This window comes from Bacillus sp. EKM202B, from assembly GCF_011066025.1.
In the GTDB taxonomy this organism is placed as follows: domain Bacteria; phylum Bacillota; class Bacilli; order Bacillales; family Bacillaceae_G; genus Bacillus_A; species Bacillus_A toyonensis.
The window spans coordinates 59226-77455 of record NZ_JAAMNK010000020.1; the positions used below are offsets into that span (position 1 = coordinate 59226).

Sequence of the window (18230 nt, forward strand, 5' to 3'; positions counted from 1 at the left end):
GTGGGGAAACTATGGCAGAACAGACAGTCCGTGTAACCGTTGATGGTAAAGAATTTGCTGCATCAGGTGAAAAGACGATACTACAATTATTTAACGAGAGTAACTTGGAACATCCTCAAATTTGTCATGTACCAGAAGTAGATCCAATTCAAACTTGTGATACATGTATTGTAGAAGTAGATGGGAAGTTAATGCGTGCTTGTTCAACGCAAATAGAGAACGGTATGCATATTGAAAGACAGTCGCAGCGCGCAAAAGAGGCGCAGACTGAGGCGATGGATCGAATATTAGAGAACCATTTATTGTATTGTACTGTTTGTGATAACAATAATGGTAACTGTAAAGTGCATAATACAGTGCATATGATGGAAATTGAAGAACAGAAATACCCGTATGAACCGAAAGTAAGTGCGTGTGAAGTGGACATGTCACATCCGTTTTACCGGTATGATCCCAATCAATGTATTGCTTGTGGACAGTGTGTAGAAGTATGTCAAAACCTACAAGTCAATGAAACTATATCGATTGATTGGAATTTAGACCGCCCGCGTGTTATTTGGGACAATGGTGTAAGTATAAATGACTCGTCTTGTGTGAGTTGTGGGCAATGTGTAACAGTTTGTCCATGTAATGCGTTAATGGAAAAAACAATGCTAGGTGAAGCTGGGTTTATGACAGGATTAAAACCAGATGTGTTAGATCCGATGATTGATTTTGTAAAAGATGTAGAGCCAGGATATAGCAGTATTTTAGCAGTTTCAGAAGTGGAATCTGCGATGCGCAAGACGAAGGTTAAAAAAACGAAAACAGTTTGTACATTTTGCGGTGTAGGTTGCTCGTTTGAAGTGTGGACGAAAGACCGTCACATTTTAAAAGTACAACCTGTTTCAGATGCACCGGTTAATGGTATCTCTACATGTGTAAAAGGCAAATTTGGATGGGACTTTGTAAATAGTGAAGATCGCATTACAAAGCCATTAATTCGCCAAGGAGATATGTTTGTTGAAGCTTCTTGGGAAGAGGCTCTTGAAGTTGTTGCATCTAACATGCAGCATATTAAATCAGAATACGGCAGCGATGCATTTGGGTTTATTTCTTCTTCGAAAGTAACGAATGAAGAGAATTATCTTATGCAAAAACTAGCTCGTCAAATATATGGAACAAATAATGTAGATAACTGTTCCCGTTATTGTCAATCTCCAGCAACAGACGGCTTATTTAAAACTGTCGGTATGGGCGGGGATGCTGGAACAGTGAAAGATATCGCTGAAGCAGGTCTTGTTATTATCGTTGGTGCGAATCCGACAGAGGGACATCCTGTACTTGCGACGCGTGTGAAACGTGCTCATAAATTACACGAACAAAAATTAATTGTAGCAGACCTTCGTAAACATGAAATGGCTGAGCGTGCGGATATATTTGTTCATCCGAGTCAAGGAACTGATTATGTATGGCTTGCTGGTATTACGAAATATATTATCGATCAAGATTGGCATGATAAAAAGTTCTTAGCTGAAAATGTAAAGAACTTTGATGAATATAGCAAAATGTTAGAAAAGTATTCGCTTGATTACACAGAAGAAATTACGGGGATTTCTAAAGAGAACCTGAAAGAAATGGCTCGTATGGTATATGAAGCAGACGGTACTTGTGTACTTTGGGGAATGGGTGTAACTCAAAATACAGGTGGTAGTACAACTTCAGCTGCAATTTCAAATTTATTACTTGTTACGGGTAACTACCGTCGTCCTGGTGCAGGTGCATACCCATTAAGAGGACATAATAACGTACAAGGCGCTTGTGATATGGCGACCTTACCGAATTGGCTTCCAGGTTATCAAGCGGTATCTGATGATACGCTCCGTGCTAAATTTGAAAAAGCGTACGGTACGACGATTCCGAAAGAGCCAGGATTAAATAATATTGCAATGTTACTTGCGGCGGAAGAAGGAAAACTGCGCGGTATGTATGTTATGGGTGAAGAAATGGCTTTAGTAGATTCAAATGCGAACCATGTGCAACATATTTTAGCGAATTTAGATTTCCTTGTTGTTCAAGATATGTTCTTATCAAAAACAGCTCGTTTTGCTGATGTTATTTTACCGGCAGCACCGAGCTTAGAAAAAGAAGGGACGTTTACGAATACAGAACGTCGTATTCAAAGATTATATGAAGTATTGAAGCCGCTTGGTGATTCAAAACCAGACTGGTGGATTTTACAAAAAGTAGCTCGTGCACTAGGCGGAGATTGGAATTATGAAAACCCAAGTGAGATTATGGATGAAATAGCATCGCTTGCACCGTTATATTCTCAGGCAACATATGATCGTTTAGAAGGATGGAATAGTTTATGTTGGGGTAGCCATGATGGTAGCGATACACCGCTATTATATGTAGATGGATTTAACTTCCCAGATAAACTTGCTCGTTTATCATTAGATGAATGGGTACCACCAGTTGTGGCGCCGGATGAGTATGATTTACTATTAAATAATGGTCGTATGCTAGAGCATTTCCATGAAGGGAATATGACGAATAAGTCGGCTGGTATTTTATCTAAAGTATCTGAAGTATTCGTTGAAATTTCACCTGAACTTGCTAAAGAGCGTAATGTGAAAGATGGTGGTCTTGTAGAATTAGCATCGCCGTTTGGTAAGATTAAAGTACAAGCACTTGTTACAGACCGTGTAACGGGAAATGAGTTATATTTACCAATGCATGCAACAGTAAATGAAGAGGCTATTAATATTTTAACAGGAACAGCGACAGATATTTATACGTGTACACCAGCGTATAAACAAACGATGGTGAAACTGCGCGTATTACGTGAAAAAGGAAATCGTCCATTACCATCTTCAAACCCGCGAGATAAAAAACGCCATCCACAAAATGGTGTTGAAATTCAGCAAAAATGGCAAAGAAAACAATACGTATCACTGGTGGACTAGGGGGCGGAGATAGTGGCAAAAGAAATTACGTTAATTAAAAAGAAAGTTGTAACAGAAGAAGAGAAGAAACAGCAATTAGCAGAGGAACTGTTCACGGAATTAGCGAATAACCGTGAAGCAGTTGAGGAAACGATGCAATTACTAGCGCAATTACAGAAAGCTGGTATTTTAGATGCGGCGATTAGTTTACTTGCTGCGAAAGAAGATGTTTCGAAAATTGCTGTTGAGCAATTAAATCGTGAACCAGTGAAAAATGCACTGAACAATATGATGGGGGCAGGAGAGGCTTTATCTTCAGTTGACCCAGAGGTAACAAAACAAATCACATCGAGCTTAGTTACTGGATTGCAATTTGCAACAGATGAATTAAATAGTGGTAAAAAAACAAAAGTGATGGATTTCTTTAAAGTATTAAAAGATCCAGATATCAATAGAGCAATCACATTCGGTTTTAGCTTTTTGAAAGCATTTGGGCAAGGATTAGAGAAAAAATAGAGTAGATGAAAAAAGTGATGGGAAGTAGCCATCACTTTTTTCATTATATGTATAAGAGTGTTCATGTTAAGCGGAATATATTATTATTATTAAAAAGATGGATTAGAAATGGAAATGTGGAATCCATCTCAAATATCGTTTTAGAATGTGGAGGAATATATGCAACACCGTAAAAGACTATCTATACCAGGAGTAATGAGCCATTCCTTTCAAACAGTAAAATTTGCTTTTTGGAATGTATTAACCTTTCAACTTGCTTATAAATTGTTAGCAGCGATTGTATTTGTTCCACTGTTTGGGATCATTTTTAATAAATTATTGTATTTTGGTGGTTACGCAAATGCGACAAATGATGAATTATTAGCATTTTTGAAAACACCATACGGCATTTTGGCAATCGTAATTTTATCATTGTTAGCACTGTTTCTTATCTTTACGGAATTTGCGGTGCTTATTATTATTTCGTATTTCGCTCATAAAAGACAAAAGGTGAAATTACGTCCGATTTTATATAAAACAGTAACGTACTTACCTACGCTTTTCACATATTGCTTACCGGGATTTATTTTATATGCTGTCGTATTGTTACCTCTTTTAAATATGGGATATGAAACGGCATTAATTCCGCAAATCCAAATTCCTAACTTTATTACAGGAGAACTGTTTAAAACGACGATGGGACAAGTAGGCTATTACACGTTCTTTGCCGTAGTTGCGTATTTGAACCTTCGCTGGATTTTCGTTCTACCTATTGTTGTTTTAGAACAAAAGCAGTTTCGCACAGCAGCGCGTAAAAGTGCAGCTTTAGTAAAAGAAAGCTTTTTTAAAGTACTATTCTTTTTAGTAGGGTTTTTTATTTCAATAGGAATTGTTTATATTGTGTTTTTTGGAATATATTTATTGTGTCTATGGGGTGTGTATGAATTTACAAACCCAGAAGGGACATTTGCTTTATTAGCTGAATCAACGATTTCTGTATTCCTAACAAGTACATTGTATTTATTTAGCTTTATCGTTACACCATTTTATATTATGGCTATAACAAGATTGTACTTACAAAAGGTTCCGGTTGAAGATGTTTTATTAGAAGAAGGATTAGATTATTCGAAAACGAAAGCGGATAAATGTTTCTTTCAAAAACATCGCTGGAAATTTATTAGTGTATATATTGTAGGGATTATTACGGCCGGAATGGTCGTTGCCTTCATTGTAACGTTTATTTCAAATTCGTATAAAGAACCGATTATTATGGCGCACCGCGGATATATATCAAAAGGGGTAGAAAATACGAAAGAAGCTGTGCAAGGTGCTATTGATGCAAAAGCAGACTACGCTGAAATAGATGTATTACAAACGAAAGACGGTGAGCTAGCGGTTATACATGACTTGAAGTTAAAACGTCTTGCAAATGCCAATGTGCATGTGTCAGATTTAACGATGGATGAATTAAGACAGCTTACTCTTAGTCAAGATGGATTTTCAGGACAAATAAGTACACTTGATGAAATCATTAAGCTTGCAAAGGGGAAAATCAAACTCAATATTGAAGTGAAGCTTCATGGGGGCGAAAAAGACTTTGTAAATAAAGTATTAAAAGCGATTAAAGATAATGAATTTGAGAAGCAATGTGTAATTCAAACGTTACACTATCCACTCATTAAAGAGTTTAAGCGTGCAAATTCAGATATAAAAGTAGGATATATACTGTATGCAAGTAGAGCTAACTTAAAGAATGTAAAAGCCGACTTTTATGTAGCAGAAGAATACATGTTAAATAAGAAATTAGTAAAAGAAGCAAGGAAGTTAAATAAGCCAATTTACGTATGGACAGTAAATGATATGGAGAGTTTAAAGGCATATTATAAGTTAAACATAGATGGTATCATTACCGATTATCCTGAAGATGCACGTGAAACAATTAAGGAGTTAAAAGAGCAAGAAGCGGAAGAAAGTGATCTGTTTGATAAAATTACTGAAACAACAGATGATTTGTTTTCAAAGTTATTTATAAGTTATCCAGCTGCTGGCTAAATGCCAGCAGCTGTTTTTTTGTAAAAAGAATATATTTCTAAAGTATTGTGTAAAGTAATAACTGTATATGTATACGTCTTCATTTGGAGTTTTTACATTGTTATATTATTGTCAAATAATAAATGATTACTGCTTATTTTGAAGGGATATAATAAAAATAGAGTAATAGATAATGAAATAGAACGAACTTCCTAATAGAATCAATGTTTTATATATTTACACTATTCTAAATATATAAACTTTAGAAAAATGATATGTTAGCGTTTTCATAACTTTTAAGTTATGCTAGAATAAGGACATAAGTTATTAATTATTACAAAAAGAAAAAAGACTTTCTTTTTTCTGTTAATTATAAGGGGGCATTTCATTATGCGTATTGGGGTACCAGCAGAAATTAAAAACAACGAAAACCGTGTGGCAATGACACCAGCTGGTGTTGTACATTTAATTCGTAACAATCACGAAGTATTTATTCAAAAGGGTGCAGGTTTAGGATCTGGTTTCACAGATGCTCAGTATGTTGAAGCGGGAGCAAAAATTGTTGATACAGCTGAAGAAGCTTGGAACATGGAAATGGTTATGAAAGTTAAGGAACCAATTGAAAGCGAATACAAACACTTCAGTGAAGGTTTAATCTTATTCACATACTTACACTTAGCTCCAGAACCAGAATTAACAAAAGCTTTAATCGAGAAGAAAGTAGTAGCTATTGCGTACGAAACAGTACAATTAGAAAACCGTTCATTACCATTACTTGCACCTATGAGTGAAGTAGCTGGTCGTATGGCTGCACAAATTGGTGCACAGTTCCTTGAGAAAAACAAAGGCGGTAAAGGTATCTTACTTGCAGGTGTTCCAGGGGTTAAACGTGGTAAAGTAACAATTATCGGTGGTGGACAAGCTGGTACAAATGCTGCTAAAATTGCAGTTGGACTAGGTGCGGATGTAACAATCATCGACTTAAGTGCAGAACGTCTTCGTCAATTAGATGACATTTTCGGAAACCAAGTAAAAACTTTAATGTCTAATCCTTACAATATTGCAGAAGCTGTAAAAGAGTCTGATCTTGTAATTGGTGCAGTATTAATCCCAGGTGCAAAAGCGCCAAAACTTGTAACAGAAGAAATGATTAAATCAATGGAACCGGGTTCTGTTGTTGTAGATATCGCGATTGACCAAGGTGGTATTTTCGAAACAACTGACCGTATTACAACTCATGATAACCCAACTTACGAAAAACACGGTGTTGTTCATTATGCAGTTGCAAACATGCCAGGTGCGGTTCCACGTACATCAACTCTTGCATTAACAAACGTAACAGTACCATATGCAGTACAAATTGCTAACAAAGGCTACAAAGCTGCTTGCCTAGGCAACACTGCATTATTAAAAGGTATTAACACATTAGATGGCTATGTAACATTTGAAGCTGTTGCAGAAGCTCACGGTGTAGAGTACAAAGGTGCTAAAGAATTATTAGAAGCAGAAACAGTATCTTGCTAATAGAAGCATTATACAAAACAAAATCGAACAATATATAAAACAACATGATAAGAGCTAAGAGATAATACCTCTTAGCTCTTCTTGGCAAAAGGGGGCATTCATCGTGGCCAACCTATTTAAAAAGAAATCCGTTACGCAATTGTTAGGGGAAAGTAAAAGTAAAACTTTAACGAAAACGCTAGGGGCATTCGACCTAACAATGCTAGGAATTGGTGCGATAATTGGTACAGGAGTTCTAGTATTAACTGGATTAGTAGCAGCAAGAGATGCTGGTCCAGCAGTTATTTTTTCATTTATGATTGCAGCAATTGTTTGTGGATTTGCAGCTTTATGTTATGCGGAAGTTGCATCTACACTCCCTGTTTCAGGTAGTGTGTACACATATTCGTATGCAACAATTGGTGAGTTTGTTGCTCATTTAATGGGATGGACATTGTTATCCGTATATGTCGTAACGACTGCCGCAGTAGCTGGCGGATGGACGGGTTATTTCAATAATTTAGTGAGTGGATTGGGACTTGAAATCCCAAAAGCATTGCTAACGATTCCAGCGCAAGGTGGTATGGTAAACTTACCGGCAGTTATCGTTACCTTAGTGATAACTTGGTTATTATCACGAGGTACAAAAGAAAGTAAGCGTGTGAATAACATAATGGTATTAATTAAAATTGGTATTGTTGTTTTATTCATTGCAGTTGGTGTATTCTACGTGAAACCAGAAAACTGGATACCATTTGCACCTTACGGTTTAAGTGGAGTGTTCGCAGGGGGAGCAGCAGTATTCTTTGCTTTCTTAGGATTTGATGCATTAGCAACTTCTGCTGAAGAAGTAAAAAATCCGCAACGTGATCTACCAATTGGTATTATTGCCTCGTTAGTTATTTGTACAATCATTTATGTTGTAGTTTGTCTCGTTATGACAGGTATGGTTTCTTATAAGGAATTAGATGTACCTGAAGCTATGGCATATGTGTTAGAAGTTGTAGGACAAGATAAAGTGGCTGGTGTAATTGCTATTGGAGCTGTAATCGGTATTATGGCTGTAATTTTCGCTTACATTTATGCGACAACACGTGTATTCTTCGCAATGAGCCGTGACGGTTTATTACCAAAATCTTTTGCGAAAATTAACAAGAAGACTGAAGCGCCAACATTTTCAGTTTGGTTAACAGGAATTGGTAGTGCTTTAATTGCTGGATTTATCGATTTAAAAGAATTGTCGAATTTAGCGAATATTGGAGCGTTATTAACATTCGCCATGGTTGGTGTAACTGTTATCATTCTTCGTAAAACGCATCCGAAATTACAACGTGGATTTATGGTACCACTTGTACCGATCTTACCGATTATTTCAATTGCATGTTGTCTATTCTTAATGGTAAATTTACCATTAACAACATGGATATACTTCGGTATTTGGTTAGCAATTGGAGTAGTTGTATACTTTGTTTATTCGAAAAAACATAGTCATTTAAAAGACGATGGAAGTTCGCAGGATAATTTAGATCAAGCTAATTAAAGGGATATAAAATAGTAAGCCTTGTGCGTCTAGGGAGCGCACAAGGCTTTTTCTTTTGGATAAGGAAGGAAATAAATGTTAAATTGTCGAATTTTTATGTCGGAATATGAAAAAAGGGGAGGAAGAGGAATGCTAGAAACGAAAGTGGTTGTTGGAGCAGAGGAGTATAATAATAACCCTGGTTGGTTACATACGAATGAAGAAGAATTAAATTTATTGCGAAGAGAAACTTGGCTTGATAAATTTCAACCTAATTCTTTATCAGCAATTTTAGCGGAACATGTATGGGAGCATTTATCGTACGAAGAAGGAATCGAAGCTGCAAAAATTTGTTATGAGTTTTTAACGGAGGGTGGATATATTCGTTGTGCAGTGCCAGATGCATTTTTCCCAGATGAAGAATATCAGCAAGGTGTACAAGTAGGTGGACCAGGGCCATTAGATCATCCAGCAGCAAGTCATAAAATCGTTCATAACTATAAAACAATCACGTCCATGTTTGAATCGGCAGGTTTTCAAGTTAGGATTTTAGAATAATGTGATGAGAATGGTAAGTTTCATTATAATGATTGGAATGAGAAAGATGGTTTTATTTATCGCTCGAAACGTTTTGATCATAGAAATCAAGATGGTACATTAGAATTTGCTTCGTTAATTGTGGATGCAGTGAAACTTTAATCAGTGGGGGTTCTTCATCTCCTGTTGATTATTAGCCTTCAACAATCGGGCTTTTACGGGTAGCTAATGTAGGGGAAATAAGAGAAGGATGCACGATAGTTTTCGTGTATCCTTTTTGTATGAAGAGTATGATAGGTGTGGAGAATATTGATATGTATATGTTGAAATATGAATGGAATTGTCAAAAAAATCTTTCGGATTTTATTGACACATATGAGTAGGCGCTCATATAATAAAAGTATAAGATATATGAACAGTTGTTCATATGTTCAATTAAAGAGGTGAGCTATAATGGCTGAAAATAAAGTAGAAACACCGCAGGAAACTTGTTCTCAAACGGTAATTCATGAGGAAGTCGTGGATCAAGTGAAGCAAACAATTCCGACTGATGAAAGTTTAAGTAAAGTAGCAGAACTATTTAAAGTATTAGGTGACCGTACGCGTACGAGAATATTACATGCATTATTTGAAGCTGAAATGTGCGTTTGTGATTTAGCTTATTTATTAGGAATGACACAATCGTCTATTTCACATCAGCTACGTGTGTTAAAGCAAGCGAAACTTGTAAAGAATCGTAAAGAAGGAAAGGTCGTTTATTATTCGTTAGCTGATCAGCACGTAATTCATATCTTCGAGCAAGCGTTTGAACACGTAAACGAGGAAGAATAAAAACGCGAGGAGGGAGAACGATGGCAGAAGCATTAGTGAAAAAGAAACTGATGTTAGAAGGTTTAGATTGTGCGAATTGTGCAATGAAAATTGAAAAAGGCGTTGGGAATATAGAAGGAGTAAATTCTTGCTCTGTAAACTTTGCAACAAAGACGATGGTTTTAGAAACAGCACAAAATAAAGAAAATGAAGTTGTGACAGAAGCAAAACAGCTTGTTACAAAGTTAGAACCACATATTAAAGTGCAAGAAGAGCAAAAAAATAAAGCTGCAAAAGAAGTTTTTATATTAGAAGGTTTAGATTGCGCGAACTGTGCAATGAAGATTGAAAATAAAGTTAAGGAAATGCCGACAGTTTCAGAAGCAACTGTTGATTTCGTATCAAAGAAATTACGGGTAGAAGTTGCGAATAAAAGAGAGTTAGAATCGACTGTAGAAGATATAAAAAATGTCGTTCAAAAGTTAGAACCAGATGTGAAAGTTGTTCGTGAAGAAAAGAGCGGTCATGACCACGGGCATAGTCACGATCATGGTGAAGCAAATGTGAAAAAGATGATAGGGCGATTAGTAGTCGGTGGAATTTTGACAGGAATTGCTGCTTTAGCTGATTTACCACAAATGATAACAATTCCGTTATTCGTCCTTGCATATTTATTAATAGGTGGAGATATCGTTTGGAGAGCAGTAAGAAATATAACTCGCGGCCAAGTATTCGATGAAAACTTTTTAATGGCAATTGCAACTGTAGGAGCTTTTGCAATTCAACAATATTCAGAAGCTGTTGCGGTAATGCTATTTTATCAAGTAGGGGAACTATTCCAAAGTATTGCAGTAAATCGCTCTCGAAAATCAATTACTTCATTAATGGATATTCGCCCTGATTATGCGAATGTAAAGGTTGGAAATGAAACGAAACAAGTATCACCGGAAGATGTACAAATCGGCGATTATATTATCGTAAAACCGGGTGAGAAAGTACCATTAGACGGAAAAGTAGTCGAGGGAACATCAATGATGGATACTTCAGCACTTACAGGTGAATCTGTACCGCGTGAAGTAGAAGTTGGTAATGACGTATTAAGTGGTTTTGTAAACCAAAATGGTGTATTAACAATTGAAGTTACAAAAGAATTTGGTGAATCTACTGTATCAAAAATTTTAGATTTAGTTCAAAATGCAAGTAGTAAAAAAGCACCGACAGAAAACTTTATTACGAAATTTGCGCGCTATTATACTCCTGTTGTAGTTATTACAGCAGCGATCATGGCGTTTATTCCACCGCTTATTTTAGAAGGTGCTACATTCTCCGAGTGGATTTATAGAGCGTTAGTATTCTTAGTTATCTCTTGTCCATGTGCGTTAGTCGTATCCATTCCTCTTGGATTCTTTGGAGGTATCGGTGGTGCATCCAAAAGTGGGATTTTAGTAAAAGGAAGTAACTATTTAGAGGCATTGAATGATGTGAAATATATCGTCTTTGATAAAACAGGTACATTAACAAAAGGTGTCTTTAAAGTTACAAAAATGGAGCCAAGTGAAGGTACTACTAGTGAAGAACTGTTAGAGTATGCAGCGTTTGCAGAAGTATATTCAAATCATCCAATTGCACAATCTATTCGAAATGCATATGGAAAATCAATCGATGAAAATGCTATTGAAGACTATAGTGAAATTTCTGGTCATGGTACAGTTGTAAAAGTACAAGGAAAAGAAATTTTCGCAGGTAATGCTAAACTAATGAGAAAAGAAAATATTGAATTTAAGCAACCAGAAACAGTAGGTACATTAGTTCATGTTGCTGTAGATGGTAAATACGCAGGTTATATTGTTATCTCAGATGAGGTAAAAGAGGATTCAAAACAAGCGATTCAAAAGTTAAAAGAACTAGGTATCAAGAAGACAGTGATGTTAACTGGGGATGCAAAAGCAGTTGGTGAAGCTGTTGGAAAAGAATTAGGTCTAGATGAAGTTCACGCAGAACTACTACCACAACAAAAAGTAGAAGAGATTGAAAAAATTGATGCGGCTAAGCGTGGAAAAGAAAAAGTTGCTTTCGTTGGTGATGGTATTAACGACACGCCAGTATTAGCACGAGCGGACGTTGGTATTGCTATGGGTGGCTTAGGATCGGATGCAGCGATTGAAGCTGCAGATATCGTTATAATGACTGATGAACCTTCAAAAATTGCAACAGCTGTTAAAATTGCAAAACGCACAAGAAGTATTGTATGGCAAAATATTATATTTGCATTAGGTGTAAAAGGATTAGTTTTATTACTTGGTGCTTTTGGTATAGCGACAATGTGGGAAGCTGTTTTCTCAGATGTGGGTGTGACGTTAATTGCAGTATTAAATGCAATGCGTGTACTACGAGTGAAAGATTTATAAAAAGAGGGCGCAATTGCGTCCTCTTTTTTATCGGTTATTTTGTTGAAAGTGACTCAATAAAATAATATCAAATATTATTTTAGTTTTTAATAACGCAATATTAAATTTTGCAAATAAAAAATATTCACCTTGTTATTTTAATATATTTTTTACAAATATTCATATAGTATTGAAAAAACAGAGAAGGAGGAAACTTCTCTGTTTATTTTTGTATGTTTTTTTCAACTTGTTCACGAACAGTTTGAATATAATTCATTTTATGATCCCAGCATTCTTGGCTTAAATCGACAGGATACTCTTCGGGGTTTAAAGTTCGCATGTATTCTTCCCAAAATAGAGCGAGACTCTGTTCGTTATACTTTTGAATATCTAATATACTTGGTAGTTCGTATGTTCTTTCACCGTTAACGAAAATGTCTTTATGCAGTTCACGTGCTTCAAAGTTTGTTACGAATTTACTTATGTATGTGTGAACAGGGTGGAACATTTTTAAGCGTTCTTCTTTTTCAGGCTCTTCAGAATCTAACGCAATATAATCGCCTTCAGCATGATTATTAAGCCTGTTGACTATACGATAAATTCGTTTAAGCCCTGGAGTTGTAATCTTTTCAGGGTTAGATGAAATTTTAATCGTGTCATTTAATTTCCCGTCAGTATCTTCAATCGCAACTAGTTTGTAAACAGCCCCTAATGCTGGTTGCTCAAAGGATGTAATTAATTTTGTTCCAACACCCCATACATCAATTTTTGCTCCTTGAGATTTAAGGTGCATAATTGTGTATTCATCTAAATCGCTAGAAGCGATAATTTTTGTATTTGTAAACCCAGCCTCATCTAGTAATATTCTTGCTTTTTTAGACAAATAAGCCATATCACCACTATCAAGACGAATGCCATAGAAATCAATACGATCTCCAAATTCTTTTGCAACACGAATCGCATTTGGAACACCAGATTTTAATGTGTCATATGTATCGACGAGAAAAACACATTTTTTGTGAGTTTCAGCGTATTTTTTAAACGCGACATATTCATCGCGATACGCTTGAACGAAAGAGTGAGCATGTGTGCCGGCTACAGGTATCCCGAAGCGTTTTCCAGCACGAACGTTGCTTGTAGATGAGAAACCGCCAATAAAGGCAGCACGTGTTCCCCAAAGGGCAGCATCAAATTCATGAGCACGTCTTGTGCCAAACTCTAAAAGTTCATCGTTATTTGCAGCATGCTTCATACGAGCAGCTTTTGTTGCAATTAATGTTTGGTAATTCACAATGTTTAAAAGGGCAGTTTCAATAATTTGTGCTTCACCGAGTGGTGCATCAACACGTAATAAAGGCTCGTTATTGAATACAACTTCACCTTCTTGCATACTACGAATGACCCCAGTGAATTTCATATTTTGTAAATAATGAAGGAATTCTTCTTCAAATTGTAATTCTGCTAAATAAGCGATATCGCTCTCGGTAAAACTGAAATTTTCTATGTACTCTACAATTTTTTCAAGACCAGCAAAAACAGCGTAGCCATTCTCAAATGGAAGCTTTCGAAAATATAAATCAAAAACAGAACGGCGATTATGAATACCATCTTTCCAATATGTATAAGCCATGTTGATTTGATATAAATCTGTATGTAAGGCATAACTATCGTCTTTATAATAATTCATTGCGAAAACACCTCCGTAATTTGGTTATAGTATACCAATTTTACGACGTTCGTAGCAAAGAAGAGATATTGATGTGAAGTCAAGAGAGAAAAAAATGAAATAATGCATATTTTTTAGAAAATTAACATTTATCAATTTATATTTCTTTAAATTTTATGTATTATTAGAGTAATGGGGGTAATGAGAATGGAGGAGGACAATGCAACAAACATTAGAAAAAATAGGCAAACAAGTCTTTTATAAACGGCTACAGCAAAAAATGACACAAGAAGAATTATGTCAGGGCATTTGTTCTGTCTCATACTTAAGTAAGATCGAAAATGGAAAGATCGAAGCATCAGAAGAAATTCTACAATTGCTCTGCGCAAGATTAGAGATTGCTGTAACGGATTTAAGAGATGTAGAAGAAGATGTGAAGGGGAAGCTGGATGAATGGTTGAATGCACTAGTTCATTTGGATAAGCAACAAGTAGAACGCATATATGAAGAGTTGCAAGGTGAAATGAAGCATGTTTTGGATTTTGAAATTATAAATTATTATAAACTGCTGTATACACGTTATTTAATGATGAAGCGGGATCTCCCTGCTGTTGAAGAAGAATTGGACGGATTGAAGAAAGTGTATAAGAAATACTCGCCTTTTCAGAAGATGTTATATACGTATAATAAGGCATTATTATATTCTGTGCAGTACAAATATACGCAAGCGTTAGAGTATTTGTTAAAAACAGAATCGATGGCGAAAGAGTTAGGATATTATGAAACAGGAATATATTATAATTTAGCATTGACATATAGTCAGATGGAAATAGATCATATGACATTATACTTTGCTAATGTGGCATTAGAAGGTTTTAAAAGCGAATATAAATTTAGAAATATAATTAATTGTAAGTTTTTAATTGCGTTTAGTTATACTAGAAAAAAACAATATAATGAAGCTATGGAAATCTATAATCATATCATAAGAGAAGCAACTTCTTTTGCTGATAAAGATAATATTCTTTCTATTGCTTTAAATAATATTGGTTATCTGTACTACCGACAAAAAAATTATGCCAAGGCGAAAGAGTATTATATAGAATGCTTAAAATATAAAAAAGAAGAGGATATGAATTATATTGATGCCATGTATGAGCTCTCGTTGCAGTGTATTCAATTAGGAGAACTTGAGGAAGCGGCTGAATGGATTGAAAAAGGTATCCTTGCTGCAAGGAAAGATGAGAGATACAAAGGGATGTTATATTTATTGTTAAATTTAAGATATAAATATTTTGAAGAAAGAGACCTCTATAAAAAATTTCTAGAAACAGAAGTAGTTCCTTTCTTTAAAACAGAGGAAAATATAAAAGATTTAAAGAAAGTATACTTAGAACTAGCTGAATACTTAGAAGAATGCTCAGATTTTAAAGAAAGTAATCGCTATTATAAATTAGCAATTACTTTATTAGAAGAATAAAGAGGAGGGATATTATGAAAAAGTTAATTGCAGGAACATTTGTGGTTATGGCAATTGCAGCTGTAGTATTGGATATTCAGTATGCTTGGAAGCCGGATACTCTAGGGCAAGAAGCTAAAACAGTTGAACAAATTAATTTATAAAAAAAACCCTTTCCTAACGGAAAGGGTTTTTTCAATATTTGTTCCTCAAAATTCTACAAAACTTGAGAAAATAATTATTTGAATTTTTAGTATATTAATAGTGGAAACATAATGCTAATATGAAACTACTCTTTTTCAAAAAAATTTTTATTAGGGGGAAGGTTCATGAAAAAGAAAAGTTTAGCGTTAGTGTTAGCGGCAGGAATGGCAGTTACTACATTTGGAGGGACAGGCTCTGCGTTTGCAGATTCAAAAAATGTGCTCTCTACGAAGAAGTACAATGAGACAGTGAAGTCGCCTGAGTTTATTTCTGGTGATCTAACTGGAGCAACTGGCAAGAAAGCGGAATCTGTTGTGTTTGATTATTTAAATGCAGCAAAAGGTGATTATAAGCTAGGGGAAAAGAGTGCGCAAGATTCTTTCAAAGTGAAACAAGTGAAAAAAGATGCTGTAACTGATTCAACAGTAGTACGTATGCAACAAGTTTACGAAGGAGTACCTGTATGGGGTTCTACTCAAGTAGCTCACGTAAGTAAAGATGGTTCTTTAAAAGTATTGTCTGGAACAGTTGCACCTGATTTAGACAAGGAAGAAAAGTTGAAAAATAAAAATAAGATTGAAGGCGCAAAAGCGATTGCAATCGCGCAGCAAGATTTAGGTGTAACACCGAAATATGAGGTAGAACCAAAAGCGGACTTATATGTATATCAAAACGGTGAAGAAACAACATATGCATACGTTGTAAATCTAAACTTCTTAGATCCAAGCCCAGGAAACTACTACTATTTCATTGAAGCAGACAGCGGTAAAGTGTTAAATAAATATAATAAACTTGATCATGTAACAAATGAAGATAAGTCACCAGTTAAGCAAGATGCTCCTAAACAGGAAGCAAAAGCTGCTGCAAAGCCAGTAACAGGAACGAATAAAGTGGGAACTGGTAAAGGTGTATTAGGAGATACGAAATCGCTTAATACAACGTTATCTGGATCATCTTACTACTTGCAAGATAATACGCGCGGGGCAACAATTTTCACATATGATGCGAAAAATCGTACTACATTACCGGGAACATTATGGGTAGATGCAGATAATGTTTTCAATGCAGCGTATGATGCAGCGGCAGTAGATGCTCATTTCTATGCTGGTAGAACATATGATTATTATAAAGCTACATTTAATAGAAACTCTATTAATGATGCAGGAGCACCATTAAAATCAACAGTTCATTACGGAAGTAAGTATAATAATGCATTCTGGAACGGTTCACAAATGGTATACGGAGATGGTGATGGTGTAACATTCACTTCATTATCTGGTGGAATTGATGTAATTGGTCACGAATTAACGCATGCTGTTACGGAAAATAGCTCGGATTTAATTTATCAAAATGAATCAGGAGCGCTAAATGAAGCAATTTCTGATATCTTTGGTACTTTAGTAGAATACTATGATAATCGTAATCCAGATTGGGAAATTGGTGAAGATATTTACACGCCTGGTAAAGCAGGAGATGCACTTCGCTCTATGAGTGATCCAGCGAAATATGGTGACCCAGACCATTATTCTAAGCGTTACACTGGTACTAGTGATAACGGTGGGGTTCATACGAACAGTGGTATTATTAACAAGCAAGCTTATTTATTAGCAAATGGCGGTACGCATTCTGGTGTAACTGTAACTGGTATTGGTAAAGATAAATTAGGTGCGATTTACTACCGTGCAAATACACAGTATTTCACGCAATCTACTACATTTAGTCAAGCTCGTGCTGGTGCAGTACAAGCTGCAGCGGATTTATATGGTGCTAGCTCTGCAGAAGTAAATGCAGTGAAGCAATCATTTAGTGCTGTTGGTGTAAACTAAGGATTTAAGGGATAGATATTAATAAAATACTTCAAAAATAAAGAAGGAGCATAGGCTCCTTCTTTATTTTTTTCTCCATTTTTTCCACAAATAGAACAATCCAATGCAACCTGCGATTGTTACAATCCACTTCGCTTCATTTGTTCCGTTCATAACATGATATGCCGAATATACTTCAATCAATAAGGCCGGTATTTTACCTATTGTACTGGCAATACTGAAGGAGAGTAATGACATTTTCCCTAGAGCTGCAAATAAAGTCACGATACTTGATGGGATGAAAGGTATCAATCGAAACGATAGAACGAGTAGAAAGGCCTCTCTACCTTCTACATAAAGAAGACGCTCTACCTTTGGATACTTATTTACTTTATCGTGAGTGAACTTTTGAAGGCCTATGCGATAAATATAAAACGAGATAATAGCCCCTAATGCTTCGCCTGCGATCGAAATGAGTGTGCCATTTGTAACACCAAATAGCTGTATATTAATGGCGGTTAAAAAGATGCTAGGGATAAAACCTAAAAGACTGATGATGATATTGATTAAGATGCTAAGTGGAATTGCGATTGGATAGTATTCTGTTAGGAAATTTTGAATCGTTTCTGCCATATTATAAAATCCTTTATCTTTTTTTGCATTACACCATATTTCGAATGGATAGGCAAGGAGAAATTTACATAATGTAGAAAACGTTGACGGAACGGCGTTTGTATACCATATATAGGTATCGGGTATATAAAAACGGGGGTATATTTTAATTTATTGAAAAACACTGCATAAACCCTATTTTTAAAGGGTTTATGCAGTGTTTTAAATGGTGTTTTAATTCGGGAAATAATTAGAAAATCATAGGGGTATATTTT

The 18230-nt window shown here is 35.6% G+C and carries 12 protein-coding genes and 1 pseudogene; 11 read left to right on the plus strand and 2 right to left on the minus strand.

What is annotated here, in order from left to right; genetic code table 11:
- Positions 1–11 precede the first annotated feature (11 nt).
- The 8 genes and pseudogenes from fdhF to G9F74_RS21075 all read left to right on the plus strand — a co-directional run bounded on the left by fdhF (position 12) and on the right by G9F74_RS21075 (position 12230).
- Positions 12–2948, plus strand: coding sequence for a formate dehydrogenase subunit alpha (gene fdhF / locus G9F74_RS21040; protein ID WP_016107503.1), 2937 nt, complete (start codon positions 12–14; stop codon positions 2946–2948).
- 12 nt (positions 2949–2960) lie between these two features.
- Positions 2961–3443: a helical membrane plugin domain-containing protein gene (locus G9F74_RS21045; protein ID WP_001040512.1), complete on the plus strand. Its 483-nt coding sequence runs from the start codon at positions 2961–2963 to the stop codon at positions 3441–3443.
- Positions 3444–3602: 159 nt separating this feature from the next.
- Positions 3603–5474 (plus strand): glycerophosphoryl diester phosphodiesterase membrane domain-containing protein, encoded by a 1872-nt coding sequence (locus G9F74_RS21050; protein WP_016107504.1) that lies wholly within the window; start codon positions 3603–3605, stop codon positions 5472–5474.
- A 369-nt stretch (positions 5475–5843) separates the two neighbouring features.
- Complete coding sequence (gene ald / locus G9F74_RS21055; RefSeq protein WP_001219740.1) at positions 5844–6977, plus strand: alanine dehydrogenase; 1134 nt, start codon at positions 5844–5846, stop codon at positions 6975–6977.
- A 103-nt stretch (positions 6978–7080) separates the two neighbouring features.
- Entirely contained in the window at positions 7081–8496 is a 1416-nt protein-coding gene (locus G9F74_RS21060; RefSeq protein WP_001284896.1) for an amino acid permease, read from the plus strand.
- 129 nt (positions 8497–8625) lie between these two features.
- Positions 8626–9174 (plus strand): annotated as a pseudogene (locus G9F74_RS21065) (class I SAM-dependent methyltransferase).
- A gap of 291 nt (positions 9175–9465) precedes the next feature.
- Positions 9466–9843, plus strand: a complete 378-nt coding sequence (locus G9F74_RS21070) for an ArsR/SmtB family transcription factor (RefSeq protein ID WP_000829679.1) — start codon at positions 9466–9468, stop codon at positions 9841–9843.
- A gap of 20 nt (positions 9844–9863) precedes the next feature.
- Positions 9864–12230 (plus strand): heavy metal translocating P-type ATPase, encoded by a 2367-nt coding sequence (locus tag G9F74_RS21075; RefSeq protein ID WP_016107506.1) that lies wholly within the window; start codon positions 9864–9866, stop codon positions 12228–12230.
- 202 nt (positions 12231–12432) lie between these two features.
- Here the strand turns inward: G9F74_RS21075 and G9F74_RS21080 are convergent, their stop codons facing one another.
- Positions 12433–13896, minus strand: coding sequence for a nicotinate phosphoribosyltransferase (locus G9F74_RS21080; RefSeq protein WP_016107507.1), 1464 nt, complete (start codon positions 13894–13896; stop codon positions 12433–12435).
- A 199-nt stretch (positions 13897–14095) separates the two neighbouring features.
- Between G9F74_RS21080 and G9F74_RS21085 the strand changes: the two genes are divergently transcribed.
- From G9F74_RS21085 to G9F74_RS21095, 3 genes are all read left to right on the plus strand, one after another.
- Positions 14096–15355 (plus strand): helix-turn-helix transcriptional regulator, encoded by a 1260-nt coding sequence (locus tag G9F74_RS21085; protein WP_001187940.1) that lies wholly within the window; start codon positions 14096–14098, stop codon positions 15353–15355.
- Positions 15356–15369: 14 nt separating this feature from the next.
- Complete coding sequence (locus G9F74_RS21090; protein ID WP_000733136.1) at positions 15370–15498, plus strand: NprX family peptide pheromone; 129 nt, start codon at positions 15370–15372, stop codon at positions 15496–15498.
- Positions 15499–15663: 165 nt separating this feature from the next.
- On the plus strand, positions 15664–17364 hold the full coding sequence (locus tag G9F74_RS21095) for a M4 family metallopeptidase (RefSeq protein WP_016107508.1): 1701 nt from the start codon (positions 15664–15666) through the stop codon (positions 17362–17364).
- A 63-nt stretch (positions 17365–17427) separates the two neighbouring features.
- On the opposite strand, the gene G9F74_RS21100 is transcribed toward G9F74_RS21095, so the two are convergent.
- Positions 17428–17976, minus strand: coding sequence for a TVP38/TMEM64 family protein (locus tag G9F74_RS21100; RefSeq protein WP_016107509.1), 549 nt, complete (start codon positions 17974–17976; stop codon positions 17428–17430).
- Between the last annotated feature and the right edge of the window lie 254 nt (positions 17977–18230).

Excerpts from the sequence above, each read along its gene's own strand:
- G9F74_RS21050 (WP_016107504.1), top strand. The coding sequence starts at position 3,603 with ATGCAACACCGTAAAAGACTATCTATACCAGGAGTAATGAGCCATTCC.
- ald (WP_001219740.1), top strand. The coding sequence starts at position 5,844 with ATGCGTATTGGGGTACCAGCAGAAATTAAAAACAACGAAAACCGTGTG.
- G9F74_RS21080 (WP_016107507.1), bottom strand. The coding sequence starts at position 13,896 with ATGAATTATTATAAAGACGATAGTTATGCCTTACATACAGATTTATAT.
- G9F74_RS21095 (WP_016107508.1), top strand. The coding sequence starts at position 15,664 with ATGAAAAAGAAAAGTTTAGCGTTAGTGTTAGCGGCAGGAATGGCAGTT.
- G9F74_RS21100 (WP_016107509.1), bottom strand. The coding sequence starts at position 17,976 with ATGGCAGAAACGATTCAAAATTTCCTAACAGAATACTATCCAATCGCA.
- G9F74_RS21070 (WP_000829679.1), top strand. The coding sequence starts at position 9,466 with ATGGCTGAAAATAAAGTAGAAACACCGCAGGAAACTTGTTCTCAAACG.
- G9F74_RS21090 (WP_000733136.1), top strand. The coding sequence starts at position 15,370 with ATGAAAAAGTTAATTGCAGGAACATTTGTGGTTATGGCAATTGCAGCT.
- G9F74_RS21075 (WP_016107506.1), top strand. The coding sequence starts at position 9,864 with ATGGCAGAAGCATTAGTGAAAAAGAAACTGATGTTAGAAGGTTTAGAT.
- fdhF (WP_016107503.1), top strand. The coding sequence starts at position 12 with ATGGCAGAACAGACAGTCCGTGTAACCGTTGATGGTAAAGAATTTGCT.
- G9F74_RS21085 (WP_001187940.1), top strand. The coding sequence starts at position 14,096 with ATGCAACAAACATTAGAAAAAATAGGCAAACAAGTCTTTTATAAACGG.